Annotated in this window: 23 protein-coding genes and 1 pseudogene; 13 read left to right on the top strand and 11 right to left on the bottom strand. The window is 65.9% G+C overall.

Annotated elements, in window-relative coordinates; all coding sequences use genetic code 11:
* Nucleotides 1–28: 28 nt before the first annotated feature.
* Nucleotides 29–1,483, top strand: a complete 1,455-nt coding sequence (locus H4W26_RS01525) for an RNA polymerase sigma factor (protein ID WP_378626007.1) — start codon at nucleotides 29–31, stop codon at nucleotides 1,481–1,483.
* 116 nt (nucleotides 1,484–1,599) lie between these two features.
* On the opposite strand, the gene H4W26_RS01530 is transcribed toward H4W26_RS01525, so the two are convergent.
* Complete coding sequence (locus tag H4W26_RS01530) at nucleotides 1,600–1,815, bottom strand: DUF7455 domain-containing protein (RefSeq protein ID WP_192590419.1); 216 nt, start codon at nucleotides 1,813–1,815, stop codon at nucleotides 1,600–1,602.
* A 232-nt stretch (nucleotides 1,816–2,047) separates the two neighbouring features.
* Here H4W26_RS01530 and H4W26_RS01535 point away from each other — a divergent pair, with 232 nt between their 5' ends.
* Nucleotides 2,048–4,129, top strand: coding sequence for a DNA gyrase/topoisomerase IV subunit B (locus H4W26_RS01535; RefSeq protein ID WP_192590420.1), 2,082 nt, complete (start codon nucleotides 2,048–2,050; stop codon nucleotides 4,127–4,129).
* 177 nt (nucleotides 4,130–4,306) lie between these two features.
* Nucleotides 4,307–5,278 (top strand): heme o synthase, encoded by a 972-nt coding sequence (locus H4W26_RS01540; protein WP_192590421.1) that lies wholly within the window; start codon nucleotides 4,307–4,309, stop codon nucleotides 5,276–5,278.
* Here H4W26_RS01540 and H4W26_RS01545 read toward each other — a convergent pair.
* Nucleotides 5,212–5,769, bottom strand: a complete 558-nt coding sequence (locus H4W26_RS01545) for a hypothetical protein (protein ID WP_192590422.1) — start codon at nucleotides 5,767–5,769, stop codon at nucleotides 5,212–5,214. The two genes, H4W26_RS01540 and H4W26_RS01545, sit on opposite strands and share 67 nt — an antisense overlap.
* Before the next feature lie 211 nt (nucleotides 5,770–5,980).
* On the opposite strand from H4W26_RS01545, the gene H4W26_RS01550 reads away from it, so the two are divergent.
* Nucleotides 5,981–6,784 (top strand): GAF and ANTAR domain-containing protein, encoded by an 804-nt coding sequence (locus tag H4W26_RS01550; RefSeq protein ID WP_192590423.1) that lies wholly within the window; start codon nucleotides 5,981–5,983, stop codon nucleotides 6,782–6,784.
* A 9-nt stretch (nucleotides 6,785–6,793) separates the two neighbouring features.
* Here the strand turns inward: H4W26_RS01550 and H4W26_RS01555 are convergent, their stop codons facing one another.
* Both H4W26_RS01555 and H4W26_RS01560 read right to left on the bottom strand, forming a co-directional pair.
* Complete coding sequence (locus H4W26_RS01555) at nucleotides 6,794–7,492, bottom strand: IMPACT family protein (protein ID WP_192590424.1); 699 nt, start codon at nucleotides 7,490–7,492, stop codon at nucleotides 6,794–6,796.
* A 10-nt stretch (nucleotides 7,493–7,502) separates the two neighbouring features.
* Nucleotides 7,503–8,705, bottom strand: a complete 1,203-nt coding sequence (locus H4W26_RS01560; protein WP_192590425.1) for a sigma-54-dependent transcriptional regulator family protein — start codon at nucleotides 8,703–8,705, stop codon at nucleotides 7,503–7,505.
* Between the two features lie 152 nt (nucleotides 8,706–8,857).
* Here H4W26_RS01560 and adh point away from each other — a divergent pair, with 152 nt between their 5' ends.
* A complete protein-coding gene (gene adh / locus H4W26_RS01565; RefSeq protein ID WP_192590426.1) occupies nucleotides 8,858–10,381 on the top strand; it encodes an aldehyde dehydrogenase in 1,524 nt (507 codons plus the stop codon).
* 10 nt (nucleotides 10,382–10,391) lie between these two features.
* On the top strand, nucleotides 10,392–10,781 hold the full coding sequence (locus tag H4W26_RS01570) for a DUF779 domain-containing protein (RefSeq protein ID WP_192590427.1): 390 nt from the start codon (nucleotides 10,392–10,394) through the stop codon (nucleotides 10,779–10,781).
* A 16-nt stretch (nucleotides 10,782–10,797) separates the two neighbouring features.
* Here the strand turns inward: H4W26_RS01570 and H4W26_RS01575 are convergent, their stop codons facing one another.
* On the bottom strand, nucleotides 10,798–12,012 hold the full coding sequence (locus H4W26_RS01575; RefSeq protein WP_192590428.1) for an MFS transporter: 1,215 nt from the start codon (nucleotides 12,010–12,012) through the stop codon (nucleotides 10,798–10,800).
* 98 nt (nucleotides 12,013–12,110) lie between these two features.
* On the opposite strand from H4W26_RS01575, the gene H4W26_RS01580 reads away from it, so the two are divergent.
* From H4W26_RS01580 to H4W26_RS01590, 3 genes are all read left to right on the top strand, one after another.
* Nucleotides 12,111–15,140 (top strand): DEAD/DEAH box helicase, encoded by a 3,030-nt coding sequence (locus tag H4W26_RS01580; protein ID WP_192590429.1) that lies wholly within the window; start codon nucleotides 12,111–12,113, stop codon nucleotides 15,138–15,140.
* Entirely contained in the window at nucleotides 15,133–16,392 is a 1,260-nt protein-coding gene (locus H4W26_RS01585; RefSeq protein WP_192590430.1) for a hypothetical protein, read from the top strand. The genes H4W26_RS01580 and H4W26_RS01585 overlap by 8 nt, the downstream gene beginning before the upstream one ends.
* Nucleotides 16,393–16,464: 72 nt before the next feature.
* The gene (locus tag H4W26_RS01590) at nucleotides 16,465–17,199 is read left to right on the top strand and encodes a polyprenol monophosphomannose synthase (RefSeq protein WP_192590431.1); all 735 of its coding nucleotides are present in this window, start codon (nucleotides 16,465–16,467) and stop codon (nucleotides 17,197–17,199) included.
* Nucleotides 17,200–17,280: 81 nt separating this feature from the next.
* On the opposite strand, the gene H4W26_RS01595 is transcribed toward H4W26_RS01590, so the two are convergent.
* From H4W26_RS01595 to H4W26_RS14085, 5 genes and pseudogenes are all read right to left on the bottom strand, one after another.
* Complete coding sequence (locus tag H4W26_RS01595; RefSeq protein ID WP_192590432.1) at nucleotides 17,281–17,622, bottom strand: RNA polymerase-binding protein RbpA; 342 nt, start codon at nucleotides 17,620–17,622, stop codon at nucleotides 17,281–17,283.
* A 136-nt stretch (nucleotides 17,623–17,758) separates the two neighbouring features.
* Nucleotides 17,759–18,991, bottom strand: a complete 1,233-nt coding sequence (locus tag H4W26_RS01600) for an SPFH domain-containing protein (protein WP_192590433.1) — start codon at nucleotides 18,989–18,991, stop codon at nucleotides 17,759–17,761.
* A gap of 39 nt (nucleotides 18,992–19,030) precedes the next feature.
* Nucleotides 19,031–19,546 carry an NfeD family protein gene (locus tag H4W26_RS01605; protein ID WP_192590434.1) on the bottom strand — a complete coding sequence of 172 codons (516 nt, stop codon included), beginning with the start codon at nucleotides 19,544–19,546 and terminating at the stop codon, nucleotides 19,031–19,033.
* 38 nt (nucleotides 19,547–19,584) lie between these two features.
* Nucleotides 19,585–20,229: a methyltransferase domain-containing protein gene (locus tag H4W26_RS01610; protein ID WP_192590435.1), complete on the bottom strand. Its 645-nt coding sequence runs from the start codon at nucleotides 20,227–20,229 to the stop codon at nucleotides 19,585–19,587.
* A gap of 48 nt (nucleotides 20,230–20,277) precedes the next feature.
* Nucleotides 20,278–20,565: pseudogene (locus H4W26_RS14085) on the bottom strand (putative RNA methyltransferase); the annotation flags it as partial.
* Between the two features lie 99 nt (nucleotides 20,566–20,664).
* Between H4W26_RS14085 and H4W26_RS01615 the strand changes: the two are divergent.
* The 4 genes from H4W26_RS01615 (at nucleotide 20,665) to H4W26_RS01630 (ending at nucleotide 23,664) form a co-directional block, all read left to right on the top strand.
* Nucleotides 20,665–21,123: a DUF3054 domain-containing protein gene (locus H4W26_RS01615; RefSeq protein ID WP_192590436.1), complete on the top strand. Its 459-nt coding sequence runs from the start codon at nucleotides 20,665–20,667 to the stop codon at nucleotides 21,121–21,123.
* Between the two features lie 96 nt (nucleotides 21,124–21,219).
* Nucleotides 21,220–22,407 carry an alcohol dehydrogenase catalytic domain-containing protein gene (locus H4W26_RS01620; RefSeq protein WP_192590437.1) on the top strand — a complete coding sequence of 396 codons (1,188 nt, stop codon included), beginning with the start codon at nucleotides 21,220–21,222 and terminating at the stop codon, nucleotides 22,405–22,407.
* Nucleotides 22,408–22,468: 61 nt separating this feature from the next.
* Nucleotides 22,469–23,359 carry an SDR family oxidoreductase gene (locus tag H4W26_RS01625; RefSeq protein ID WP_192590438.1) on the top strand — a complete coding sequence of 297 codons (891 nt, stop codon included), beginning with the start codon at nucleotides 22,469–22,471 and terminating at the stop codon, nucleotides 23,357–23,359.
* A 47-nt stretch (nucleotides 23,360–23,406) separates the two neighbouring features.
* Nucleotides 23,407–23,664 (top strand): DUF7218 family protein, encoded by a 258-nt coding sequence (locus tag H4W26_RS01630; protein ID WP_192590439.1) that lies wholly within the window; start codon nucleotides 23,407–23,409, stop codon nucleotides 23,662–23,664.
* A gap of 139 nt (nucleotides 23,665–23,803) precedes the next feature.
* On the opposite strand, the gene H4W26_RS01635 is transcribed toward H4W26_RS01630, so the two are convergent.
* Nucleotides 23,804–25,483 (bottom strand): catalase, encoded by a 1,680-nt coding sequence (locus H4W26_RS01635; RefSeq protein ID WP_318779733.1) that lies wholly within the window; start codon nucleotides 25,481–25,483, stop codon nucleotides 23,804–23,806.
* Nucleotides 25,484–25,603: the final 120 nt, after the last annotated feature.

Below are 25,603 nucleotides of genomic sequence, written 5' to 3' on the forward strand. Positions count from 1 at the left end.
TAGGTGTGTTGACCATCAAGTTCAGCGCATCTGCTTCATATGTCCAAGTCGGAAGGTCACCGTGCCCACTACTGCGTCCAAGTCCACTGAAGAGAACGCGGCCGCTGCCGAAGCGGAGAAGAAGGCGCCTGCCAAGAAGGGCACCGCTGCACGCGGTGCCGGCAGCGCCACGTCCACTGCGGCGAAGAAGAGCACCGCCGGTGCTGCGACGAAGAAGACCGCTGCCGCCAAGACGGCTCCGGCAAAGGCCGCCTCCGCCAAGGGAGCCGCCGCCAAGAAGGCCCCGGCCGCGGAGACCAAGCCTCCTGCGAAGAAGACCGGCGGACGAAAGAAGGCAGCAGACCCAGTTGATGAGGTGCTGGCCGAAGTAGACGCCGAAGAGCAGGCGGCCCCGACCGCTGCGCTGGAGAAGGCTGTCGCCAAGGCGGTCGCTGACGGTGAGGACCCAGAGGTCATTGCCGAAGACGGCCAGAAGCCCAAGGACAATGACGAGGAAGAGTCCAAGGGTCGCGGCTTCGTCATCTCCAATGCGGATGAAGATGATGCCCCGGCGATCCAGGTGGTCTCCGCCGGCGCCACCGCTGATCCGGTCAAGGACTACCTCAAGCAGATCGGCAAGGTCGCGCTGCTCAACGCGGAACAGGAAGTCGATCTCGCTCTGCGCATCGAGGCCGGTCTCTTCGCAGACCACAAGCTCGCTCGGGATGACATCAAGGACAAGCGGCTGCGCCGAGACCTTGAGCTCGTCGTCGCGGATGGCAAGCGCGCCAAGAACCACCTGCTCGAAGCCAACCTCCGCCTCGTGGTCTCACTGGCCAAGCGCTACACCGGGCGTGGGATGCTCTTCCTGGACCTGATCCAGGAGGGAAACCTCGGCCTGATCCGCGCGGTGGAGAAGTTCGACTACACCAAGGGCTTCAAGTTCTCGACCTACGCCACCTGGTGGATCCGCCAGGCCATCACGCGTGCCATGGCTGATCAGGCTCGTACGATCCGCATCCCGGTGCACATGGTCGAGGTCATCAACAAGCTTGCCCGCGTGCAGCGCCAGATGCTCCAGGATCTGGGCCGTGAGCCCACTCCGGAGGAGCTCGCCCAAGAGCTGGACATGACCCCGGAGAAGGTCGTGGAGGTGCAGAAGTACGGCCGCGAGCCCATCTCGCTGCACACGCCGCTGGGCGAGGACGGTGACTCGGAGTTCGGTGACCTGATCGAGGACTCGGAAGCAGTGGTCCCCTCGGACGCCGTGAGCTTCACGCTGCTCCAGGAGCAGCTGCACTCGGTGCTGGACACTCTGGCCGAGCGTGAGGCCGGCGTCGTCGCGATGCGATTCGGCCTCACTGACGGTCAGCCGAAGACCTTGGACGAGATCGGCAAGGTCTACGGTGTGACCCGCGAACGTATAAGGCAGATAGAGTCCAAGACAATGTCCAAGCTGCGCCACCCGAGCCGGTCCCAGGTGCTGCGGGACTACCTGGACTGATCCAGACGCTCAGACGACAAGAGGGGCGGCCCGGATGATCATCCGGGCCGCCCCTCTTGTCTCGTGAGGCTCCCGAGCGGCACTGCGTGACAGGGCCGCCCGGTCTGTGTCTGGACCTACTTGGCGGTCGCCAGTCGATCCGACTCGTCGATCCACTCGACGGTCTTCGGCCGCAGTGAATCCTCGACCTGCCGTGCGTGGTGGTTGCAGAAGAGCAGAACGCCGGACGGCAGGGCCGCTCGCACATAGGCCTGTGCCCCGCAGCGGTCGCAACGGTCAAGGGCAGTCAGGGTTGTCGGCTGATTTTCCAGGGTGCCAGTTGTTCCGGTCATGCTCTTCGCCTCCTCAGGGTGAATGCTCCAGAGGTCCGCCGAGCGGGATCTCCCGCTTCAGGATCTCTTGGTGTTCCATAGAACCACGAAGCGCGCCGTTTCATTCGCAGGAACGGCCCAGAAGCGGCGAGCTTTCGCTGTGCGCGTAGCGGCTGCGGTGCTTCTGCGCCGCCGTGGCTCGACGCGCCACTACGATATGAGACATCCACCCCCATCCACAGGAGGACACTGCGTGGCCAAGCGCTCCGAGTACGACGCCCGGCACCTATCGGTGCTGGAAGGCCTAGAGGCTGTCCGCAAGCGTCCCGGCATGTACATCGGCTCCACGGACTCGCGCGGTCTGATGCACTGCCTCTGGGAGATCATCGACAACTCGGTGGATGAGGCGCTGGCCGGCCACGCCTCCACGATCTCGATCACCCTGCATCCGGACGACTCCGTCGAGGTCAGCGACGACGGCCGCGGTATCCCCGTGGACATCGAACCGCGCACAGGGCTCTCTGGACTGGAGGTGGTCTTCACCAAGCTCCACGCCGGGGGAAAGTTCGGCGGGGGCTCCTACAACGCCGTCGGCGGACTGCACGGAGTCGGCGCCTCGGTGGTCAACGCCCTCTCGGCCCGTCTGGACGCCCAGGTCACCCGAGGCGGCAAGGTCCACCAGCTCTCGTTCCGACGCGGAGAGCCTGGTGTCTTTGCCGGCGCGAGACCAGACCCCGACGCGGAGTTCACCCCCGCTGCGGAGGGTTCCCCGCTGGACGTGGTGGGCAAGGCCAAACGTGGCGTCACCGGCACCACCATCCGCTACTGGTCGGACCGGCAGATCTTCACGTCCGACGCCGGCTTCGACGACACCGAGATCGCCAACCGGGCGCGCCAGACGGCGTTCCTCGTTCCGGGACTGCGGATCACCGTGCGCGACGAGCGCGGCGCAGAACCGCTGGAAGAGGTCTTCCAGTACGACGGCGGGATCAGCGAGTTCGCCGAGCACCTCTCCAGCGACGCCTCGGTCACCGATATCTGGCGCATCCAGGGACATGGCAAGTTCACCGAACGCATCCCCGTGCTCGCCGAGGACGGGCGCAGCCACATGCAGGACGTGGAACGAGACTGTGAGGTCGACATCGCGCTGCGCTGGGGGATCGGCTACGAGACCACGGTGCGCAGCTTCGTCAACATCATCGCCACCCCCAAAGGCGGCACCCACCTGAACGGGTTCGAGCAGGCTCTGCTGAAGAGCCTGCGCAAGACCGTGGAGGCCAATGCCCGGCGGCTCAAGGCCGGCAGCGACAAGCTGGAGAAGGACGACGTCCTGGCCGGACTGACCGCCGTGGTCACCGTGCGCATCGCCGAACCCCAGTTCGAGGGTCAGACGAAGGAGATCCTCGGCACGCCCGCCGCCCGCCAGATCGTCTCCCGCGTGGTCAGCAAGGAGCTGGAATCACGGCTTGCCTCCACGAAGCGCGGAGACAAGCAGCAGGCCTCTGCGGTGCTGGAGAAGGTCGTCGCCGAGATGAAGTCCCGCATCTCGGCCAGGATGCACAAGGAGACTCAGCGTCGGAAAAATGCGCTGGAGACCTCTTCGATGCCGGCGAAGCTCGTCGAGTGCCGCTCCAAGGGGGTCGCGGACACCGAGCTGTTCATCGTCGAGGGCGACTCCGCTCTGGGCACCGCCAAGCTTGCGCGGTCCTCAGACTTCCAGGCGCTGCTGCCCATCCGCGGCAAGATCCTCAATGTCCAGAAGGCCTCCGTGGCGGACATGCTCTCGAACACCGAATGCGCAGCGCTGCTGCAGGTCATCGGCGCGGGCTCGGGACGCAGCTTCGACATCGAGGCCGCTCGCTACGGCAAAGTGGTGCTGATGACCGATGCCGACGTCGACGGTGCCCACATCCGCACGCTGCTGCTGACCCTCTTCTTCCGCTACATGCGGCCCATGATCGAGGCCGGACGAGTCTTCGCCGCGGTCCCACCGCTGCACCGGGTGGAGGTCATCCACCCCGGTCGCCGAGCGAACGAGGTCAAGTACACCTACTCCGAGGCGGAGCTGAACCGCCTGCTGGCTGAGCTGGAAGAGCAGAACCTCAACTACAAGGAGCCCATCCAGCGCTATAAGGGGCTGGGGGAGATGGACGCTGATCAGCTCTCCGAGACCACCATGGACCCGGAGCACCGAGCGCTGCGACGCATCAGGGTCCAGGACGCCGAGGCTGCAGAACGGGTCTTCGACCTGCTCATGGGGTCTGTGGTCGCTCCGCGAAAGGACTTCATCATTGAAGGCTCGCAGGCGCTGGATCGCGAGCGGATCGACGCGTGAGGCCGCCCGCTGCGCCAACGCCGGCTCCCTGTCCCACGCGAGACCTCCTGCGCGTATAGTTCTACCGCGTGTAGAAATAATTCGTGCAATAGGCTGGTTGGCCCTGATGCCCCCCTCCGCGACCGGTACACTGAACGACGACGACGAGTGCACCTTGACCCCAATGTGAGCTGAGACGTGACCCAACAGACTTCTGTCGCCCCGACCGGCGATGCCGCCCCCGCAGCCGATGGCGCGGCGGTTGAGCAGCCTCGATGGCGACGCAAGGTGGCCGCCTACTGGTCGCTGACCAAACCGCGCGTCATCGAGCTGCTTCTGGTCACCACCCTGCCCACGATGTTCTTCGCCCAACAGGGCGTCCCAAGCTTCTGGCTGGCCCTGGCCACCCTGGTGGGCGGTGCGATGGCCGCCGGGTCGGCGGGGGCATTCAACTGCTATATCGATCGCGATATGGACAAGTTGATGAACCGCACCAAGAAGCGTCCGCTGGTGACCGGAGAGCTCAGTCCTCGCGAGGCACTCATCTTTGCCTCCGCGCTGGGCGTCGCATCGATCGTCGTGCTGTGGTTCGGCACCAACCCGCTGGCGGCAGGTCTCGGCGCCGCCGCCATCTTCTTCTACGTCGTCGTCTACACCATGATTCTGAAGCGACGGACCGAACAGAACATCATCTGGGGCGGCATCGCGGGGTGCTTCCCCGTGGTCATCGCCTGGGCTGCGGTCAGAGAGACCCTGGAATGGCCTGCAGTGGTGCTGTTCGTGGTGATCTTCCTGTGGACGCCCCCGCACTACTGGCCGCTGTCGATGAAGTACCGCACGGACTACCAGACCGCCCACGTGCCCATGCTGGGCGCCATCGCGACGGCCCAGACGGTCTCGGTCCAGGTGGTGCTCTACGCCTGGGCCACCGTGATGTGCTCGCTGCTGCTGATCCCTATGGGCTGGGCCGGCATCACTTACACGGCCTTCGCCCTCGCGGCCGGCGCCTGGTTCATCTTCGAGGCCCACGCCCTGCATCGTCAGGCAGGAGACGGGACCCTCACCGACAAGAAGGCCATGAAGGTCTTCCACCTGTCGATCCTCTACCTCACCCTGCTGTTCATCGGGCTGTGGGTGGATCCCTTCATCGGCTCGCCGCTGATGGGCTGAGCCTTCGCCCGCCAGGCGCTGATGGCCTCCGGGTGGACGATCCCAGCAGGCTCCTCGTGGTCAAGGACCAGCAGCGGGCGCGTGGAGTCCAGCCGGGAGTTCAGCAGAAGCTCCCGAATCGAAGTGCTGCGCTGAACGGGCTGATCGCCGGGGTGCACCACCCCCGCGCAGCGTTTTCTCGGCCAGCCGTGGGGGTCCTGCTCCTGCAGCCGAGTGAGATCCGCTCGAGTGATCAGACCGATCGCACGGTAGGAGAGATTCAGCACGACGGCGGTCTCGGAATGTTCCAGCACTCGGGCCGCATCGGCCAGCGATCTGGTTCCCAGAATGGTGGCTCCCAGTGGGGCCATGATCTCGTCGATCTCGGACATGTCCACTCTCCTCGACGGGTAGTGGCGTGCCGCGTCTGCTTCGATCTCGCCCGGCGAGCGAAGGGCGGTGCGGGGTGAAACTGCGATGCCCTGCGGCGCGCCTAGCAGTGGTCGTCTCATGTCTGCTCCTGAGAGTGATGAGGCGAGCCCACTGCTGAACTCGTTCCTCAGTGTAGTCATCGGCCTTCTGGGGGAGAAGGGCTCAGGCTCGGCTCCTCGACTCCGCAGCCGTCAGCTCTGCAGGGCCGAGGACATCGCGCCGTCGGTGTCGAGTAAACTCCAATGTGATGCTGCGCTCGAGCGCACCATGCCCCGTCGGATCGGAGAACCGATGAGCACCAAGCCCACGCTGAGCGAGGCGACTATGAACACAGATACCGTCGACGACGCTGTCCTGGACGCCATCGACACCGAGGCCGCTGAGCTCAACGTCTCAGCCGACCTGCAGGCGCTCATCCAGGGTGACAGTGACATCTCGAGCTTCCTCCGCGGTCTGGCAGAAGCGACGGCAGAGCGATTCAGCGGAAGTCAGCCGGTGCTCTGCGGCATCATTCTTGACCGGTCCAAGCGCAACGTGGTGGTGGCCGCGAGCAGCCCCGAGGCGGAGCGGCTCGATGAGGTTCAGGCCGGGTTCGACGAGGGCCCGTGCCTCGAGGCTCAGCGCACCAACACGGTGATCAGCGTGGCAGATGTGCGCTCCGAGCAGCGGTGGCCGGGATATATGGATGCGGTGCGGAAGTTCGGCATGCGCAGCGTGCTCGCCATGCCGCTCACGCTGCAGTCTGAGGCCCGAGCCGCCATGAACCTCTACACGAGCACGCCCGAAGCTTTTGGGCCGGCGGAGATCGCTGCCGCTCGCCGCTACGCCGATCTCGCGTCCAAGGTCGGGGTCATCGCGCTGCGTCTGGCCGCGTACTCGGAGAATGTGGAGCACCTTCAGGCGGCGATGCAATCACGGACCGCCATCGATATCGCCATAGGGGTTGTCATGGCGCAGAACCGCTGCAGCCAGGACGAGGCCTTCGGAATCCTCCGCCAGGCCTCCAGTCACCGCAACGTGAAGCTGCGGGTGCTCGCCGAGGAGCTGGTGTCCTCCGTGGGTCGCGCGACCCCCACGACGAGCTTCGACACCTAGAGACCGTGCTCAGGGTCCACCCAGATCGGTCCAGTGCTGCCCCGCCGCCACAGGCACCGCAGCTCCTGAGCTCAGGCTTGCCACATGTCTGTGCAGCTCGGCGACCTGCGGCGTGCTGTCCTGCACCGCGACCAGCAGCCGCGCCGCAGAGCCGTCAGGACTGTAGTCGGTGCCCAGCACGTGGGCGCCGAGCACCCGGAACTCATTCTCCCACCGCCCCACCTCAGCGATGGGAGCAGCGACCTCGAAGCGCTGCATGCTTCTGCGCGTGACCATGTCTCCCTGCTCGCCACTCGTGCGGAGGGTCTCGAGGATCGAGTCCGAATAGGCGCTCACCAGCCCGCCGGCGCCCAGCAAGGTGCCCCCGAACCAGCGGATCACCACGGCAAGGACGTCACTCAGGTCAGCAGCCCCGCTGGGCATCTCGGACTTCAGCAGTGCCGCGAGCATGGGGGCGCCCGCGGTGCCGGAGGGTTCACCGTCGTCCTGGCCGCGCTGGACCGAACGCTCGGGCCCGATGACCCACGCGCTGCAGTGGTGTCGCGCCGTGGGGTTCGCCTGGCGCAGCTCGGACAGCACGTGCTGCGCGTCCTCGGGCGTCTCGACGCGCCGCAGCACTGTCACGAAGCGGGAGCGTTTCCGCTCGATCTCATGATGGATCTGCGCACCGCGTCGCAGCACGGTGTAGGACTCGGCGTGCTCGGGCATAGCGGGAAGTCTACGACGCCGCGCTGCTTTCCACCCCGGCGATGAGTGCGGCTCGCTCGGGCGCCGCAGGGGGAAGCAGCCGAAGGGCGAGCCTGATCGCCTCCTGGTCCTCCGCTGCCTCAGGCAGCTGCAGGTACCGCCAGAGGTCCTCGCCGGTTCCGTCGGAGAGAATGCTCTCGCGCAGCTGCGTGGAGAGCTCACGGCGCACGCGCAGCACCCCAGGAGCCTCGCTTCCGGGCAGCAGCTCTCCGGAGTAGATCTCCAGCGCACGCTGATGGTCACCCGCGATGAGCGCCGCTCTGACCTCGTGGGCATCCAGCTGCACCGGTGCGCTCAGCCGGTAGGGCCGGGAGAGCAGCGCGAGCGGGGTCGAACCCCGGCTCAGCAGCAGTCGACGCAGCCTCACCAGTTCAGCCCGCACCGCGACCTCATGCGCAGGCTCACCAAAGAGCAGCTCCGCCAGCTCCTCGGCGGAGAGCCCTTGGCCTCGACGTTGCTGTCTGTGCCAGCCGAGCAGGAACAGGATCTCGGCGTGGCGGAGACCCAAGGGCTGCTCCGAGCCGGAGATGCTCAGCGTCGCAGCCTGTCGACCCAGGGCGGCCAATCGGATGGGGGAGGGCTCCACGGGAATCAGCCGGAGCTGTGCCTGCGCCGCGGAGATCGCCGCCCAGAGCAGCGGCAGTGAGTGCACTGCCACGGCGTGGTCCCCACCCGTCAGATCCACCACCCCCAGCAGCTCCCCAGTGCCTGGGTGGTGCACCGGGGCCGCCGAGCAGGAGAAGCGGTGCGCGGTGTAGGAGAAGTGCTGTTCGCGATGCACCTGGACACCGCCGCCCGTGGCAAGCGCGAGCCCAGGTGCCGAGGTGCCGATCGCCTGCTCGGACCAGTTGGCCCCAGGCTGAAAGCCCGAGCGCTCTCCCTGGCGCAGCGTCTCACGAGCTCCATCGACCCAGAGCAGCCGCCCGCGCGCATCTCCGATCGCCACGATCAGACCGGCCTCAGCAGCCGGTTGCACGAGCAATCGACGCAGCACCGGCAGCACGAGGCCCAACGGGTGAGTGCGGCGGTGGCTGGCCAGCTCTGCACCGTCGAGTTCGATCGGAGGCAGAGCACGCACCGGATCCTGGACCTTCTGTGCCGATCGCCGCCAGGATTCCCGCAGCACGGGGGGCAGGCTGGACCAGGTGTTTGGCTCTGTGGGCAGAGCCTGCATGGCAGCTCCTCGTGCTCGTCTTCTGTGGTCTCGATCACAGTCTAGTCCTGCAACCTTCATGCAACCTCTTCAGGTCTACGCTGTGGAGTATGTGATCCACATCACCTCATGGTGTGGGTCTCGCGAGCAGTGCCGAGACGAAGGGAAGACTCATGAGCATCTATGCACAGCCAGGGACCGAAGGTGGTCTGCTGAGCTTCAAGCCGCGCTACGAGAACTACATCGGGGGTGAGTGGGTTCCGCCGGTGAAGGGCGAGTACTTCAAGAATCCATCACCGGTCACCGGAAAGACCTTCACCGAGGTGCCGCGCTCCACCGCGGAAGACATCGAGCTCGCGCTGGACGCGGCCCATCGCGCGGCCCCGGCCTGGGGAAAGACATCGGTGGCGGAGCGGGCGGTGGTGCTCAACAAGATCGCGGATCGGATCGAAGCAAACCTCGAGATGCTGGCCGTGGCCGAGACCTGGGAGAACGGCAAGCCCGTGCGGGAGACTCTCGCGGCGGACCTGCCGCTTGCGGTGGACCACTTCCGCTACTTCGCCGGAGCCATCAGGGCCCAGGAAGGCGGCATCAGCGAGATCGACGGCGACACGGTCGCCTACCACTTCCATGAGCCCCTCGGCGTCGTCGGACAGATCATTCCATGGAACTTCCCGATCCTGATGGCGACGTGGAAGCTCGCCCCGGCCATCTCGGCGGGCAACGCCGTCGTGCTCAAGCCGGCCGAACAGACACCGGCATCGATCCTGGTGCTGATGGAGCTGATCGGTGACCTGCTGCCGGCCGGTGTGCTCAACGTGGTCAACGGCTTCGGCGCCGAGGCCGGTGCTCCACTGGCCTCGAGCCCGAGGATCCGCAAGATCGCTTTCACCGGGGAGACCACCACCGGACGCCTGATCATGCAGTATGCCTCGCAGAATCTGATTCCGATGACCCTGGAGCTCGGGGGCAAGAGCCCGAATCTCTTCTTCGCCGACGTGGCACGCGAAGATGACGCCTTCTACGACAAGGCGCTGGAGGGCTTCACCATGTTCGCGCTGAACCAGGGTGAGGTCTGCACCTGCCCGTCCAGGGCGCTGATCCAGTCCAGCATCTACGAGCAGTTCCTCGGCGACGCGGTGGAGCGCACCAAGATGGTCAAGCAGGGCAACCCGCTGGACACCGACATGCAGGTGGGCGCCCAGGCCAGCAACGATCAGCTGGAGAAGATCCTCAGCTACATCGACATCGGACAGCAGGAGGGAGCGGAGGTGCTCACCGGCGGCAGTCGCGCTGATCTGGGCGGAGATCTCGCTGAGGGGTACTACGTGCAGCCGACCATCTTCAAGGGTTCGAACTCCATGCGGGTCTTTCAGGAGGAGATCTTCGGTCCCGTCGTCTCGGTCACCGAGTTCAAGGACTACGCCGAAGGCATCCAGATCGCCAACGACACGCTCTACGGCCTGGGCGCCGGCGTCTGGTCACGCGAGGCGAACATCTCCTACCGGGCCGGGCGGGACATTCAGGCGGGGCGCGTCTGGACGAACTGCTATCACCAGTATCCGGCGCATGCTGCCTTCGGCGGATACAAGAACTCCGGGATCGGCCGGGAGAATCATCTGATGATGCTCTCGCACTACCAGCAGACGAAGAACATGCTGGTCAGCTACAGCGAAGACAAACTGGGATTCTTCTAGAGGAGAGATCATGAGTGTTGCACGCATCGCCGTGACCGAGGCCGCGGCCGAGCTGCTGCGGAAGCTGCGGGAGAGCCATGGCAAACCGCTGATGTTCCACCAGTCGGGAGGATGCTGCGATGGTTCTGCGCCCATGTGCTTCACTCAGGGCACGTTCCTGACCGGCCCAGCAGATGTGCTGCTGGGCCGGTTGGAGCCGGGAACACCAGAGCCTGTGCCGGTCTGGATCTCCCAGGCCCAGTTCCAGTACTGGTCTCATACGCACATCACCATCGATGTCACCCCTGGCAGGGGAGCCGGGTTCAGCATCGAAGGTCCCACCGGACTGCGCTTCATGATCAGGTCGAGGCTGTTCAGCGACGAAGAGTCCCGGCAGCTCGAGCCGGTGACCTCAGGCTGAGGTCGCCCGGGCGCAGCTAATCCAGTCCCGCGCGGCGACGGGTGCGTCTGCTCGCGTGCACGGAGTATCGCGGGAGCCAGCGCAGCAGACCTGCGCTGGCCAGTGGGCCCATGGCCGCTGCCACCCACACGCCGCCGGCGAGCGTGCCGAGCGCTGCGCCGGCGGCAAGTGTGAGCGGTCCGGCCGCGATGCCGAGGTCCTGCAGCAGCCGCCAGGCCCCGAGGAACTGCGGCCGGTCCTCGGGCGGGGCGATGTCGGAGGCGATGGTCATCATCACCCCCGAACCCAGGCCGTTGCTGATGCCCAGAAGCACCGCCACGAGGGCCAGGCCGGTCGCCGAGTCGCTGAGCGGCACCAGCACCATCGCCAGGCCGAGGCCGACCATGGAGGGGATCCCGATCCAGAGACGCCCGAACTGGTCCATGATCTTGCCTGCGGGATAGAACAGCAGCATGTCGATCCCGCCTGCGAGTCCATAGATCAGCGAGATCGCGGTCGGATCCAGTCCGATGTGCTCGCCCCACAGCGGGATCACCTGCTGCCGGGCACCGCGTACGGCTCCGACCAGCATGGACGCCATGCCCAGAGTGAGCAGCAGCTCACGGTGCGCGGTGATGACGGCGCCGAAGCCCTTGCGCGCGTGGCCCTCCGCGCGGAGCGGCCGGGGCTCCATCTCCGGGGCCAGGACCACGGTGACTCCTGCGGCGAGAGCGGTGAGCAGCGCCAGCAGGAACACCGCACGCAGGTCACCGACGGCGATCACTCCCGCCCCGAAGAAGGGACCGATGAACTGTCCGATCCGGTGCACGCCGCCGAGGGTGGAGAGGACCCTGGCGCGCTGGTGCACCGGGGTCACCTGCGTCAGGTAAGAATGCCGGGCCAGCTGGAAGACCGCGTTGGCAGCTCCGACCAGCAGAATCGCGATGCCCAGCGTGATCAGTGAGGGGGCGAGGCCCGCCGCCAGGAAGCCGAGCGCGGCCGCGCCCGAGGCGAGCAGCATGGCACGTCGATCGCCCACTCTCGCCGCCAGGGCTCCAGCAGGCAGATCCGCGAGGATCTGCCCCACCGGAAGCATGGCCGCGATGATCCCGGCGACCGCCAGCGTCGCGCCGCGCTGGACCGCGAAGGGAGCCAGCACCGGAATCATCGCTCCCACACCGATGCTGAAGATGAATGCGGGAAGCAGAGCTCCCAGAAGGATCTGCCGTCGCGCGGAACCACCAGTGCTCATCGCTGCAGTCTAACCAGCTCGAGGGTCGGGTCCGCAGAGGGCGATGCACGCCGTGCGAGCGGGATCTGCACCCGGCGGCGATGTCATAGGCTGGAGGCATGAGTTCACCGGCCGAGCGCTATGCAGAGTCACGTCGACGAGCAGCAGAGGCCAAGTCTCAGCTCGGCGTCTTCCGCCAGTCCCAGGCCTTCGACCTGGATGACTTCCAGCTCCAGGCGTGCCGCCACCTCGAGGCGGGTCGAGCCGTGCTCGTAGCGGCTCCCACGGGGGCCGGCAAGACCATCGTGGGCGAGTTCGCGGTCCACCTGGGCCTCGCCCACGGCACCAAGACCTTCTACACGACGCCGATCAAGGCCCTGTCGAACCAGAAGTATCAGGAGCTGGTGGAGGATCACGGCACCGAGCGTGTGGGACTGCTGACCGGCGACACGTCGATCAACTCCGAGGCGCAGATCGTGGTGATGACCACCGAGGTGCTGCGCAACATGCTCTACCAGGACTCTGCCACCCTCCGAGATCTCGGCTACGTGGTGATGGATGAGGTGCATTATCTGGCGGACCGGTTCCGTGGCGCCGTCTGGGAAGAGGTCATCATCCACCTTCCCGAACATGTGCAGGTCGCGGCCCTCTCGGCCACGGTCTCCAATGCCGAAGAGTTCGGCGCGTGGCTGGACACGGTGCGCGGAGAGACCTCGGTGGTCGTCTCGGAACACCGCCCGGTCCCGCTGACCCAGCACATGCTCGTGGACCACCAGCTCCATGACCTCTTCATCTCCGAGGACGACGGCGCCGCCGGCACCCTGGTCAATCCGGAGCTTCAGCGCCTGGCCCACCACAGTCAGGCACCGATGTCCCGGCGCAGCGGCGGGAACCGCTCTCGCGCCAACGGACGCGGCCGCGGACCTCACCGTGGGTCCAGCGGAGGGGCGGGTCGCGGATCCGGGGACCGCTCCCGCGGGGGAGACCCGCGTCGCCAGTCGGGCAGCAGTCCAGCCGGCAAGCGCGGGGGAGGGGAGGTCTCGGGCATCTCCGGGTCCGCCGCAGGCCGCCCCCGGCTGAACCGTCCGAAGATGATCCGCGCGCTGGATCGCGAAGGTCTGCTGCCCTGCATCGGCTTCATCTTCTCGCGAGTGGGCTGTGAGGCGGCGGTGGAACAGTGCCTCAATGCCGGCATCGTGCTGACCACCCGCGAAGAAGCTGCGGAGATCACCTCTCGGGTGGAGCAGATGGGCTGGGAGCTGCCGGCCGAGGACCTCTCGATCCTCGGGTTCGACAGCTTTCGCGAAGCCCTGATCAACGGGGTGGCCGCTCACCATGCCGGCATGCTTCCTCCGTTCAAGGAGCTCGTCGAGGACATGTACGCCGAAGGCCTGCTCAAGGTCGTCTTCGCCACTGAGACCCTGGCGCTGGGGATCAACATGCCGGCGCGCACCGTGGTGCTGGAGAAGCTGGACAAGTTCAACGGCGAATCCCATGTGGACATCACGCCGGGGGAGTACACCCAGCTGACCGGTCGCGCCGGTCGACGCGGAATCGACGTGGAGGGCCACGCCGTCGTCGTCTGGCAGCCCGGCATGGACCCGCGCCAGGTCGCAGGGCTGGCGTCCAAACGCACCTACCCGCTGAATTCAAGCTTCAAGCCTTCCTACAACATGGCGGTGAACCTGACCGCCCAGTTCGGCCGACGTCGCGCCCGGACGATCCTCGAATCCTCCTTCGCCCAGTTCCAGGCAGACCGCTCCGTGGTCGGCATCGCCCGGGACGTGGCCAAGCGCGAATCGTCGCTCGCCGGCTATGAGGAGGCGATGACGTGTCACCTCGGCGATTTCCGGGAGTACGCCGCCCTGCGCCGCCGGCTCAACGAGGCCGAGAAGGACCAGGCCAAATCTCGTCACCGGCAGCGGCGCCGGGAGATCATCCGCGTGCTGGCCGCCCTGCAGCCCGGGGACATCATCGAGGTGGAGGGCAAGCGTGGCTTCGGGGAATCCCTCGTGGTGCACAGCGCCCCCGAACATGATCCCCGCCCTGGGGTCATCACCGCCGATGGCAAGTTCCGCAACGTCACCGCAGAGGACTTCGGGCAGCCCCCCGAAGTGATCTCCAGCATCCGACTCCCGCGCAAGCCTCAGGTGAAGGTTCCCAAGGTACGACGTGATCTCGCCGCCTCGATGAGAGCTGCGCTGCATGAACGGGTTCCGGCCCGCAGCAGCGCTCCGAGCGCCGGCTTCGGCTTCGTCGAGGAGGAGCCTGACTCTGAATCGCTCGAAGACCTGCTGGCGCAGCTGCGGCGTCACCCCTGCCACGGCTGCAGCGAGCGGGAGGATCATGCGCGCTGGGCCGAGCGCGGGTGGAAGCTCCAGCGTGAGATCGACCAGCTCAAGGTCAAGATCGATCGGCGCACCGGGTCCATCGCGAAGATCTTCGACCGCGTCTGCGGGGTCCTGCATGAACTCGGTCATATGGAAGTGGTGGACCCCGAGCTCATGCCCCAGGTCGGGCCGCCCGAGCTGCTCCAGGACGCCGTCGCAGCGCCATCCCCGCAGAATGCCGGATCCGCCGACGACGAGTGGTACGCGGCAGAATTCGCCGTCACCGACCGGGGGCAGCAGCTGCGACGGATCTACGGGGAGCGGGACCTCTTCACCGGGCTGCTCATGGAGCGTGGCGTGCTCTCGGCCCTCTCCGCCCAGGAGCTTGCCGCGTTCGTCACCGTTCTGGTCTATCAGGCCAAGCGTGAGGACGAGGGCGCGATGCCCGTCATGCCCACCAGACGTCTCGCCCAGGCCGCCCAGACCGGCATTGAGGTTCATGCTGAACTCGAGACGTTGGAGAAGCGCCACCATCTCGAGCCCACCGCGGCTCCGGAACTCGGACTCGTCCTGCCGATGTACGCCTGGGCCGGTGGCCAGAGTCTGCGCAATGCGCTGAACGATTCACCGCTGGCCGCCGGGGACTTCGTGCGGTGGACCAAGCAGTGCATCGACACCTTGGACCAGCTCGCGAAGATCCCCCATACCCCGGCGAAGCTGGCGGCGCGCTGCCATGAAGCAGTGGAGCTCATCGGCCGGGGAGTGGTGGCATACTCCTCCGTGGCCTATCAGAACCTGGAGGAGCCCACAGATGATTGACAACGGTGCCGCACGCCCCGCGCGGCTGCTGACCAACGGCACGATCCACTCGCCCGCCGAGCCGTACGCGGACGCCATGCTCGTCGAAGACGGGCTGATCGCCTGGGTCGGCTCCGCGGAGACGGCGGAGACCTTCGACGCCTCCGCCCTGGAGGTCCAGGACCTCGACCGGACTCTGGTGGCACCGGCCTTCGTCGGTTGGGCGGACGTCGTGGGTGACGGCCCGTCCGGGGCGGACGCTGCGACGGACACTGCGAAGGGCCGGGGACTGGACGTCGCCGCGGTGCAGGTGCTCGATGCGGCGGCAGCCCTGGGCTGTGGGGCCGTGCGGCTCAACGTGGAGCTCAGCGCCACACGCCTGAGCGAGCCGTCTGCCGCCGACGCTCTGGAGGCTGTCTTCTCTGCGGCGGCATCCCACGCGGTGCGCTCCTACCCGGTGGTCACGCTCACCGGGCTGGGTCTGCTCGATGCCGAAGATGCGCTGGCAGCCCTGGACAGGTTCTTTTCCATGCTCGAGCCGGTGGATCTGCTGCTCGACCGCCCCGCTGCGGTGCAGCTGCCGCTCGGGGAGATCGTGGACCAGCTCCTTGAAGTTCGACTGCTCGCCACCCAGGCAAAGCGTCAGCTGCTCCTGCGCGTGGCCGACGGGGAACCGGCCCCGACGCACAGCCAGGCTCCCACCCCTGCCGAGCTGGTGGCGGCGCTGGTGGACTCCACCGCGGAGATGCGCGCACAGCGTCGAAGCACTCCGGGCGGACTGCCCACCGTGCTCGTGGGCTTCGACTCTGCAGATCGCCAGGATTGGGAGGCGCTGCTCAACACCGGAGTCCACGTGCTGATCCGCGGCCACGGTCACCTGGCCACGGCGCTGAGCGTCGGCGTGCCGGTCAGTGCGGTCGGTGCACCGGGGGAGAACCCGTGGGCGGTGGTGACGCGCCACGTCCACCACGAGCAGGATCCGGTCTCTGTGCGGGCTGGCTTCAACGCCCAGACCCGGGGGGCGTACAGGTCCCTGCCGGAGGCCAGCGGGACTGCGGCCACCTCCGCCCAGCTGGACACCGGGTCGCGGGCGACCTACGGAGTCTGGGAGGTCGACTCCCTGGCCGTGCAGACGCCGGACTCCCGGACCGCTGCCTGGAGCACCGATGTGCGTGCGCGGACGCCGCTGCTGCCGTACCTCGATGGCGAGACGCTGCCGGTGCTCCGCGCCACGGTGATCGACGGCGATCAGGTGCATCCGCCCACCAGCTGAAGGCCCCGCCGGAGCTCCCATAGACTGGCATGGACCGGTCCCATCTACCCCGAAAAGGACTTGAGACACCACGTGAAGATCTTGACGATCATCCCCACCTATAACGAGATCGACGCCCTGCCCGGCACGGTGGAGCGGCTTCGGGCTGCGGTGCCGGAGTCGGACGTGCTCATCGTCGATGACAACAGCCCCGATGGAACCGGCGATTTCGCAGACGAGCTGAGCCGCCAGGATAGGCAGATCCACGTGCTGCACCGCACCTCCAAGAACGGCCTGGGCGGGGCGTATATCGCGGGATTCGGCTGGGGGCTCGAAGCCGGCTACGACGTGCTCGTCGAGCTCGATGCAGACGGGTCTCACCAGCCCGAGCAGCTGCCGAGCCTGTTGGCGAAGATCGACGAGGCCGACCTCGTGATCGGCTCGCGCTGGGTGCCCGGGGGTTCGGTGGTGAACTGGCCGCTGCATCGCGTGGCGATCTCACGGGCAGGCAGCCTCTATTCACGCACCCTGCTGGGCCTCAAGGTCCGCGACATCACAGCAGGCTTCCGGGTCTTCCGACGCTCGGTGCTCGAGGAGATTGACCTCAGCAGCATTGAATCGGTGGGATACGGGTTCCAGGTGGACATGACCTTCCGGGTGGCCACTATGGGCAAGACCATCGCCGAGGTGCCGATCGCCTTCGTCGAGCGCACTCAGGGAGTCTCGAAGATGAGCTCGGACATCATCGCCGAGGCCATGATCAACGTGACCCGGTGGGGCCTGGCTGCGCGCGCCAGGACCTTGAAGTCCCGGCTGACCGGCAGCTGAACCGGCACAGAGACAGACAGCGACGGCGTCCGCCCCACGTGGGGAGGACGCCGTCGCTGTCTGTCTCTGGACTTCGGAGAGTCAGGCGGCTTCGCCGCGGCGCTCCCGGAGCAGCTTGAGTCGATCCTCGAGGATCACCTCGAGGTCCTCTGTGGAGCGCCGCTCCAGCAGCATGTCCCAGTGACTTCGGACGGCCTTCTGCGGCTCGGCGTCGGGACGGTCCACATCGACGCGCAGACCCTCCTTGCCCGTGGGGGAGACCCAGGTGGCGGGCACTTCAGCCTCGGCGGAGAACATCACGCGCATGATCTCTCCATCTTCGGTGCGGTACTCGATCTCCTGGCGGGGTGCCGGCTCGACGCCCTGCTCGGTTTCCATGGACTGTGCGCCGAGGCGCATGCCACGCAGGCTGCGATCGCTCATCGATATTCCTCCAGTGTGATGGGCAGACTTATTCTCGGTGTACAACTCTAGAGCACGGCCGAGTTATTCCCCTAGCGGGGCCGAGCCCGACGACCCAGCGGTCGAAGGCCTCGCGGGGTTGGGGCGTGCGCTCGGCTCAGCGCTGCTCCTCACCCATCGGCTCAGGCTCCTGCTGCGTGAACGTCGGCTGCGATTCCATGTCTGAACCAGTCGACGCAGGGGATTCAGTACGCTGCTCCGCCACGGCGGCATTGCCCACCTGGGCCTTCTTCGCCTCGTCTTCGATCTCTTCGCGACTGGTGTAGTGCGGATTCTCATCGGTGACGGAGGTGCTTCGGGCCGATTCTGCGAGGTCAGCGATGGCTGAGGAGATGGCAGGCTTGCCCCGGTTCTGCTTGGCGTCCTGCTCCTTCTCCAGGCGGCGCTGCTTCAGCCGCTCGGTGCGGGCCGCACGTTCGGCCTCACGGTCTTCCAGGCTCTGGCCCGGCTGAGTCGACTCGGGTCCGCCGAACGCACCGGCGAGGTTCTTCAGTGCGTCGCCGAACTCGCCGGGAATCATCCACATGGTGTTGGACTCCGACTTGGCGATCTCGGGAAGGATCTGCAGGTACTGGTAGGACAGCAGCTCCGGTCCCGGCTCGGAATCGTGGACCGCGTTGAACACGGTCTCGATGGCCTGCGCCTCGGCATTGGCTCCGAGGATTCGAGCCTGTGCATCACCTTCGGCCGCGAGGATCGAGGCCTGGCGCTCACCTTCTGCGGTGAGGATCGCTGCCTGCTTGGTTCCCTCAGCGGTGAGGATCGCGGCACGGCGTTCGCGCTCCGCGCGCATCTGCTTCTCCATGGAGTCCTGGATGGAGTGTGGCGGCTCGATGGCCTTGAGCTCCACTCGGGCGACACGGATGCCCCAGCGGCCGGTGACCTTGTCCAGCTCACCGCGGAGCTGCCCGTTGATCCGATCGCGAGAGGTCAGCGCCTCTTCCAGGTTCAGGCCACCGACCACGTTGCGCAGGGTGGTCGTGGTCAGCTGCTCCACCGCGATGATGTAGTTCTGGATCTCATAGGTCGCGGCTTTGGGATCGGTGATCTGGAAGTACACCACCGTGTCGATGGAGACCACCAGGTTGTCCTCGGTGATCACCGGCTGGGGCGGGAAGGACACGACCTGCTCGCGCATGTCGAGCATCGGCAGCAGCCGGTCGATGAAGGGGACGAGCAGGGTCAGACCCGGTCCCTGGGTGCGCTGGTACTTGCCGAGGCGCTCGATCAGGCCTGCGCGGGCCTGGGGGACGATGCGCACGCTGCGGGCGATGATGATCACCACGAGCGCGACCAGGACCACGAGGACTATCAATGCGGTGAATTCCATTGCGTTCCGATCTATACGTGTGGGGCGCCTGAGGGTCTCTCAGGCACCTTCCGGTCGGGGACTGTCAGGCCCCAGAGTGTCGGGCTGGTTCTCGTCCCATTCGATCTCCCGCGTTGCTCGCAGGTACAGGGTCGCCCCGTCCACGGACTCGACGACGGCGGACATGCCGAGTTCAATTCTGGAGTTGCCTGCAGTGCGGGCCGTCCAGGTGTCTCCATCGACTTCGGCGAGGCCGGAGTCTGCGGTGATGGCCTCCAACGGGTGAGCTTCCATGCCCGCCATCCGATCAATGTTGGTGAGCTGGTTCTCAGGGCCCTTCTTCAGGTGTTTGAGCGCCACCGGACGAACCGCGCCGAGCATCAGCAGAGCCGTTGCGCAGCCCACGATTACCTGAAGCCAGGGTTCACCACCGGCGAGTGCGACGGTCGTGGCGGCACCTGCGCCGACCGCGAGCATGAGGAACAGCAGATCGAGCGTGATGGCTTCGAGCACGAGGAGCCCCAGGGCAAGTGCGAGCCACGGCGCCCAGAGGTTATCGCCGAACCACTCGATCATCTCAGCTCCTCATCAGCCCTTGTTTCCCTGCCATCAGCCTATCCGCGCCACAGGCTCACGTCGAGGTCGACGGTGATGTGTGACACTCCGCTGCGCTCTGCCTTTGCGCGCAGCTCCGTGTGCTGCCGGTGATGTCCCGCGGGTCCCATGAAGATCAGGTCGGCCACGAGGTTCGGATCCACCGGCACCTCGCTGAGCACCTGCTGCGTGGATTCCGGCGCCCCGAAGCTCGGCGCCATCTGGCTGCGCAGCTGGTCCAGCTTCTCGCCCTGCATCCCCAACAGTCCGGTCTCACGCAGCTCGGCGAGGTGGCCTCGCCTGGGCGTGACGACCACGGCCGTGCCTCCGGGCTTCAGCACTCGCGCGTACTCGCTGACATGACGTGGAGCAAAGACGCCGATGAGCAGGTTCACGCTGTCATCGAGGAGGGGGAGGGGCTGCCACAGGTCCCATGCCAGAGCGAGGGTCCGCGGGTGGCGGGCAGCGCGTTTGAGGCCAGCCGTGGAGAGATCCAGTGCTATGCCACGGCTGTCTGGGTGAGCGTCAAGCACTTGGTGAAGATAGTGTCCGGTGCCCGCGCCGCAGTCGAGGACCACCGGGGCTGGTTCCGGCAGCTTCACCTGAGCCAGCAGGTCACTGAGCGCGGCAAACACGCCAGCGGTGTGCACGCGTTCTCGAGCCATGATCATCGCTGCGGTGTCCGGGGTGAAGCGGGTCCCGCGCCCTGCTAGAAGGTTGACATAACCCTGCCGCGCAGCATCGAAGCTGTGACCATTGGGGCAGATGAGGCCCGCCGGTGCTCGGTCTTTCGTCGAAGCAATGCTGTCGTCAGCCGACTCATCGACCCTGGGTCCTGGAGGCCGTGCGGTCATCGAGGCAGAGCGAAGATCCGATGCCGCAGAGCGAAGATCCAAGGACGTGGCGCAATGGGGGCAGCTCAACGGCCAAGATGTGATCACGCGGTCTACGGTATCGGCCTGCGGGCCTCGGTGTGCGCGCCGACGGGCACGGCTGCACATCCGGTGACTCACGCCCTGTGCAGATTGCTCAACACTGTTTCCAAAGCGCCGATAATCTACATTATGTCAACTTGTATCTACGCGGCCTAGACTACGTCCATGTCCTCATCAGCTGCTCCATCCTCTGTCCGCCGCGGTTCGGCTCGACGGGTCCTCCCCTGGATGCTCCTGGCACTCGACGGCCTGCTGGTGATCGGCTTCGCCGCGATGGGAAACCGGAACCACGCCACGGGCCTTGCGCTGACCGACGTGCTGCAGACTGCGGCGCCGTTTCTGCTGGGTCTGCTGATCAGTTCCCTCGCGGTGCGCTTCTGGCGCCGCCCCTCCAGACTCTGGCCCGATGCTCTGGTGGTGATCCTCGGCACTGTCGCGCTGGGGATGGTTCTTCGAGTCCTCAGCGGCACCGGCGGAGCCCAATGGTCCTTTGTTCTGGTGGCAACGTTAGTGCTGGGCGTGCTGCTCCTTGCCCGCAGGATCATCAGTTCACGTCTCGTGACCGCACGCAACACGTCCACTGGAGGCCAAACCCGTGGTGGCATTCAGGCAACGCCAAGGTAGTAGTCGATAACGTGGAGTCTGTAAGGGTAGCTGGCGGAGTGAGAGATGACAGCGCTCCCCAGTCTGCCTTCCAGAGACTTCAAGAGGAGACACATCGTGAAAGCAGTGACGTGGCAGGGCCATCACAAAGTCAGCGTTGAAGAGGTCCCGGATCCGAAGATCCAGCAGGCCAACGATGCCATCATCGAAGTCACCTCCACCGCCATCTGCGGCTCGGATCTCCACCTCTATGAGGTGCTCGGTCCGTTCATGACACCAGGTGACATTCTTGGCCACGAGCCCATGGGTCGTGTGGTCGAGGCAGGCCCGGAGTCGAATCTGACCGCCGGTGACCGTGTCGTCATCCCCTTCCAGATCTCCTGCGGCAGCTGCTTCATGTGTCAGCGCGGTCTGCAGACCCAGTGCGAGGTCACCCAGGTCCGCGATCAGGGCATGGGCGCCGCACTCTATGGCTTCTCCGCGATGTACGGCGCCGTCCCGGGCGGTCAGGCCGAGTACCTGCGGGTGCCCCACGCCGACTACAGCCCGATCAAGGTGGGCAACGAGCTCCCCGATCACCGCTACCTCTTCCTCTCCGACGTCATCCCCACTGCGTGGCAGGGTGTCGCCTACACCGGGCTGAAGAGCGGTGACAGCATCGCGATCATCGGGCTCGGCCCGATCGGCCAGTTCGCTGCCCGCATCGCCAAGCACCACGGCATGAAGGTCTATGCGATTGATCCTGTGGCCGAGCGTCGGGAGATGGCTGCCCGCCACGGCGTGATGGTCTTCGACACGGGAGAGGAGTCCATCGAGCAGATCCGCGAGGCCACCAACGGTCGCGGACCTGACGGCGTCGTCGACGCGGTCGGAATGGAAGCCCACGGCTCCCCCGTGGCCAAGGCCGCGCAGATCTCGGCACAGTTCGTCCCCGACGCCGTCGGCAAGGCGATGATGCAGACCGTCGGGATCGACCGCCTTGCCGCCCTGTACTCGGCCATCGAGCTCGTGCGTCGCGGAGGCACCATCTCGCTGAGCGGCGTGTACGGCGGAGCGGCCAGCCCGCTTCCGCTGATCACCATGTTCGACAAGCAGATCACCGTGAAGATGGGCCAGGCCAATGTGAAGAACTGGGTCGACAAGATCCTGCCGCTGGTCGAGGACCCGAAGGATCCGCTGGGTGTCGACGACTTCATCACCCACACTCTGCCACTCACCGGAGCGCCGGGCGCGTACGAGATGTTCCAGAAGAAGGAAGATGGCTGCATCAAGGTCGTGCTGGACCCCACCTTGGCGTCAGCCTGAACCTCCCAGCCAGTTTCTGCGCGGCATAGTCCGCCCTGACGTTTCCCGAAGGGAGACAGAGATGACCAGTGATCCCACCGCTATGCAGGATCCACGCACCAAGTACCGGAACGCGGCTCTGCCGGAGCAGGAGCAGTCCGATCAGCCGGGCCTCACCGGGGCCACGGATCCCTCCCCCGATCACGGGGAACAGAGCTGGGTCGGTCGCGGTCGCCTGCAGGGCAGACGGATGTTGATCACCGGTGGGGACTCCGGGATCGGTCGTGCGACAGCGATCGCCTTCGCCCGGGAGGGGGCCGATGTCGCGATTGCTCATCTCCCGGAAGAGGAGCAGGACGCCCAAGACACGGCAGCTCTGGTGCGCGAGGCGGGTCGGATCTGTGCGACCTACCCGGTGGACATCACGGTCGAGGCTGACGCCACAGACATCGTCCGCCGCACGGTGGAGGACCTAGGTGGCATCGACGTGCTGATCCTCAACGCTGCTTATCAGCGCGCTCGCACAGGAATTGACTCGGTGCCCACCGAGGAGGTGCGCAAGGTCTTCGAGACGAACCTCGTCGCGCAGATCGTCACCACCCGTGAAGCGGTGCCTCACATGAAACCCGGGGCCTCTATCATCGTGACGACCTCCATCCAGGCGGTGGGCCCGAAGCCTGAGCTGTTCGACTATGCGATGTCCAAGGCCGCCCAGGTCGCGTTCATCGAATCCATGGCAGCGGAATTGGCGGAGAAGGGCATCCGCGTCAACGGCGTGGCTCCGGGACCGATCTGGACTCCGCTGATTCCCGCCACAGGATTCGACGGCGTCGCTGAGTTCGGCCAGGACACTCCCCTGGGCCGCCCGGGACAGCCCGCAGAACTCGCCGGTGCCTACGTCTATCTCGCCAGCGAAGAGGCCTCCTACGTCTCCGGGTCTGTCATTCCAGTCACGGGCGGCAAGGGCTTCTGAGCCGGAGACAGTGAAGATCAGCACGCGAACACAGAAGGGAGACCCCCATGGCAGGGTCGCCGATCAAGGACGAAGAGCTCTACGAACGCCTCCGCGAGGAGGGCAACTCCAAGGAGAAGTCCGCCCGCATCGCCAACGCAGCGGCGAACAAGGGCCGCAGCGCGGAAGGCGAGAAGGGCGGTGAAGCGTCGAACTATGAAGACCGTACCGTGGCTGAGCTCCAGGACCGAGCCAAGGAACTTGGGCTCAGCGGATACTCAGACAAGAAGAAGGACGAGTTGATCGACATGCTTCGCAACCACTGAAGCAGCTGACACAGACACAGAGATGGCCGGAACCCAGCGGGGTTCCGGCCATCTCTGTGTTCTCCGCGACCAGTGCTCATGCGAGCGTGCTCAGCGGTGTGGCTCGACCTTTCGAGTCAACGGTCGCCGAGCCGTCAGCTCACTGGCTGTAGCTGGGGCTTCCCAGCGTGCCGGCGAGCACATCTTCACCGGAGGCCTGGCGGTTCTCTACGGAAGCAGTCCAGCTCCCCCACGCCTCGGGATCGATGGTGTCGCCATTGTTGCCGAGGTTTGCGAGGCGCTCTTCCTCTTCCTCGGTGAAGTTCTGCACTGCCAGCGGCTTGAGGTGCTTGACGTCATCCACCGTCAGACCGATGTTCTTCGCGATCCGCTGACCGTAGTCATCGTGGATCATGAAGAAGTGCCAGACGATGCGCTCCTGCACATCGCGCTCGGACTGCTCCAACATCCCGGTGAGCACGTTGATCAGCTCGTCGCGCTCCCAGTCCATCATGGTGTTGTAACGGCCCCGGGCCTGGAGGTAGTCGTTGCGACGATCCAGGTTCGCCTGCACCACCTGACCACCGACGGCCGGCGCGTTGTTCGGCTGCGGCTCCGGTGACTCGTGCAGACCGTTGTGGATGGACGGCTCGTAGTTCACGTGCGGGTTCTGCTCGGGGTGCACATCGTTGCCGTAGGACATGAGTCCGCCGCGCTGGTTCGTGTAGACCCTGCCATCGCGACCCTTGGGCTGGTTGACCGGAAGCTGCAGGTAGTTCGGGCCCACGCGGTAGCGCTGGGCGTCCGAGTAGGAGAAGGTCCGTCCCACCAGCATCTTGTCGTCAGAGAAGTCCAGCCCGTCGACCAGGACACCCGTGCCCATGGCGATCTGCTCGTTCTCATTGTGGTGGTCTCCCACATTGCGGTTCAGCGTCATCACGCCGATCTTGCGCAGCGGGAACTGATCCTCGGGCCAGATCTTGGTGTCATCCAGGGGATCCCAGCCGAGCTCGGAGTGCTCATGGTCTTCCATGATCTGGACGTGGACGTCCCACTGCGGGAAGTCGCCGCGTTCGATCGCCTCGAAGAGGTCCTTGGAGGCGTGACCGAGGTCCTGCCCCTGGACCTTGGCAGCTTCGGCCTCGGTCATGGAGGCGACGCCCGCCCGCGGGTGGAAGTGGTACTTCACCAGGACGGTCTCGCCTTCGGCGTTGACCATCTTGTAGGTGTTGACCCCGAAGCCCTCCATGTGGCGGTAGGTGGCCGGGATGCCACGCGGGCTGAAGAGGTGGGTCAGCATGTGCATGGACTCGGGAGTCTGGCCCATGAAGTCCAGGATGCGGTTGGGCTCCTGGCGGAAGGTGATGGGGTCCGGCTTCAGCGAGTGGATCACGTCGGGGAACTTGATCGCATCGCGGATGAAGAACACCGGAAGGTTGTTGCCCACGAGGTCCCAGTTGCCGTCCTCGGTGTAGAACTTCACCGCGAAGCCGCGGGGGTCCCGGGCCGACTCCGAGGAGTCACGGCCACCGATGACGGTGGAGAAGCGGATGGCCAGGTCGGTCTTCTTGCCGGCCTCCTGGAAGAGCTTGGCGCGGGTGTACTTCGACGCCGGCTCGTCGCCGATCATCCCTGTGGCCTCGAACTCGCCGTAGGCGACGAAGCCGCGTGCGTGGACGACGCGCTCCGGAATCCGCTCACGGTCGAAGTGGCTGATCTTCTCGAGGAACTGGTAGTTCTCCAGCGTGGCGGGTCCGCGGGTGCCCACGGTGCGCTGGTTCTGGTTATTGGCGACAGGGTGGCCCTGTCGAGTGGTCAGGATCGGATCGGTCTGTGCCAATTCGCTCTCCTTTCGCTGCAGTCCGGTGCCGGAATCTCGAGGACTCACGGGGATCGGACTGGCCCGCTTCATGATGGGCAGGCTGATGGGGTGGACTCTCCCGAGCTTAGCAAGCTCACC

The sequence above is a fragment of the Nesterenkonia halotolerans genome (assembly GCF_014874065.1).
Taxonomy (GTDB): domain Bacteria; phylum Actinomycetota; class Actinomycetes; order Actinomycetales; family Micrococcaceae; genus Nesterenkonia; species Nesterenkonia halotolerans.

Excerpts from the sequence above, each read along its gene's own strand:
- H4W26_RS01600 (WP_192590433.1), bottom strand. The coding sequence starts at position 18,991 with ATGGAATTCACCGCATTGATAGTCCTCGTGGTCCTGGTCGCGCTCGTG.
- H4W26_RS01595 (WP_192590432.1), bottom strand. The coding sequence starts at position 17,622 with ATGAGCGATCGCAGCCTGCGTGGCATGCGCCTCGGCGCACAGTCCATG.
- H4W26_RS01585 (WP_192590430.1), top strand. The coding sequence starts at position 15,133 with ATGATTGACAACGGTGCCGCACGCCCCGCGCGGCTGCTGACCAACGGC.
- H4W26_RS01575 (WP_192590428.1), bottom strand. The coding sequence starts at position 12,012 with ATGAGCACTGGTGGTTCCGCGCGACGGCAGATCCTTCTGGGAGCTCTG.
- H4W26_RS01560 (WP_192590425.1), bottom strand. The coding sequence starts at position 8,705 with ATGCAGGCTCTGCCCACAGAGCCAAACACCTGGTCCAGCCTGCCCCCC.
- H4W26_RS01625 (WP_192590438.1), top strand. The coding sequence starts at position 22,469 with ATGACCAGTGATCCCACCGCTATGCAGGATCCACGCACCAAGTACCGG.
- H4W26_RS01605 (WP_192590434.1), bottom strand. The coding sequence starts at position 19,546 with ATGATCGAGTGGTTCGGCGATAACCTCTGGGCGCCGTGGCTCGCACTT.
- H4W26_RS01530 (WP_192590419.1), bottom strand. The coding sequence starts at position 1,815 with ATGACCGGAACAACTGGCACCCTGGAAAATCAGCCGACAACCCTGACT.
- H4W26_RS01615 (WP_192590436.1), top strand. The coding sequence starts at position 20,665 with ATGTCCTCATCAGCTGCTCCATCCTCTGTCCGCCGCGGTTCGGCTCGA.
- H4W26_RS01630 (WP_192590439.1), top strand. The coding sequence starts at position 23,407 with ATGGCAGGGTCGCCGATCAAGGACGAAGAGCTCTACGAACGCCTCCGC.
- H4W26_RS01545 (WP_192590422.1), bottom strand. The coding sequence starts at position 5,769 with ATGAGACGACCACTGCTAGGCGCGCCGCAGGGCATCGCAGTTTCACCC.
- H4W26_RS01570 (WP_192590427.1), top strand. The coding sequence starts at position 10,392 with ATGAGTGTTGCACGCATCGCCGTGACCGAGGCCGCGGCCGAGCTGCTG.
- H4W26_RS01555 (WP_192590424.1), bottom strand. The coding sequence starts at position 7,492 with ATGCCCGAGCACGCCGAGTCCTACACCGTGCTGCGACGCGGTGCGCAG.
- adh (WP_192590426.1), top strand. The coding sequence starts at position 8,858 with ATGAGCATCTATGCACAGCCAGGGACCGAAGGTGGTCTGCTGAGCTTC.
- H4W26_RS01550 (WP_192590423.1), top strand. The coding sequence starts at position 5,981 with ATGAGCACCAAGCCCACGCTGAGCGAGGCGACTATGAACACAGATACC.
- H4W26_RS01610 (WP_192590435.1), bottom strand. The coding sequence starts at position 20,229 with ATGGCTCGAGAACGCGTGCACACCGCTGGCGTGTTTGCCGCGCTCAGT.
- H4W26_RS01580 (WP_192590429.1), top strand. The coding sequence starts at position 12,111 with ATGAGTTCACCGGCCGAGCGCTATGCAGAGTCACGTCGACGAGCAGCA.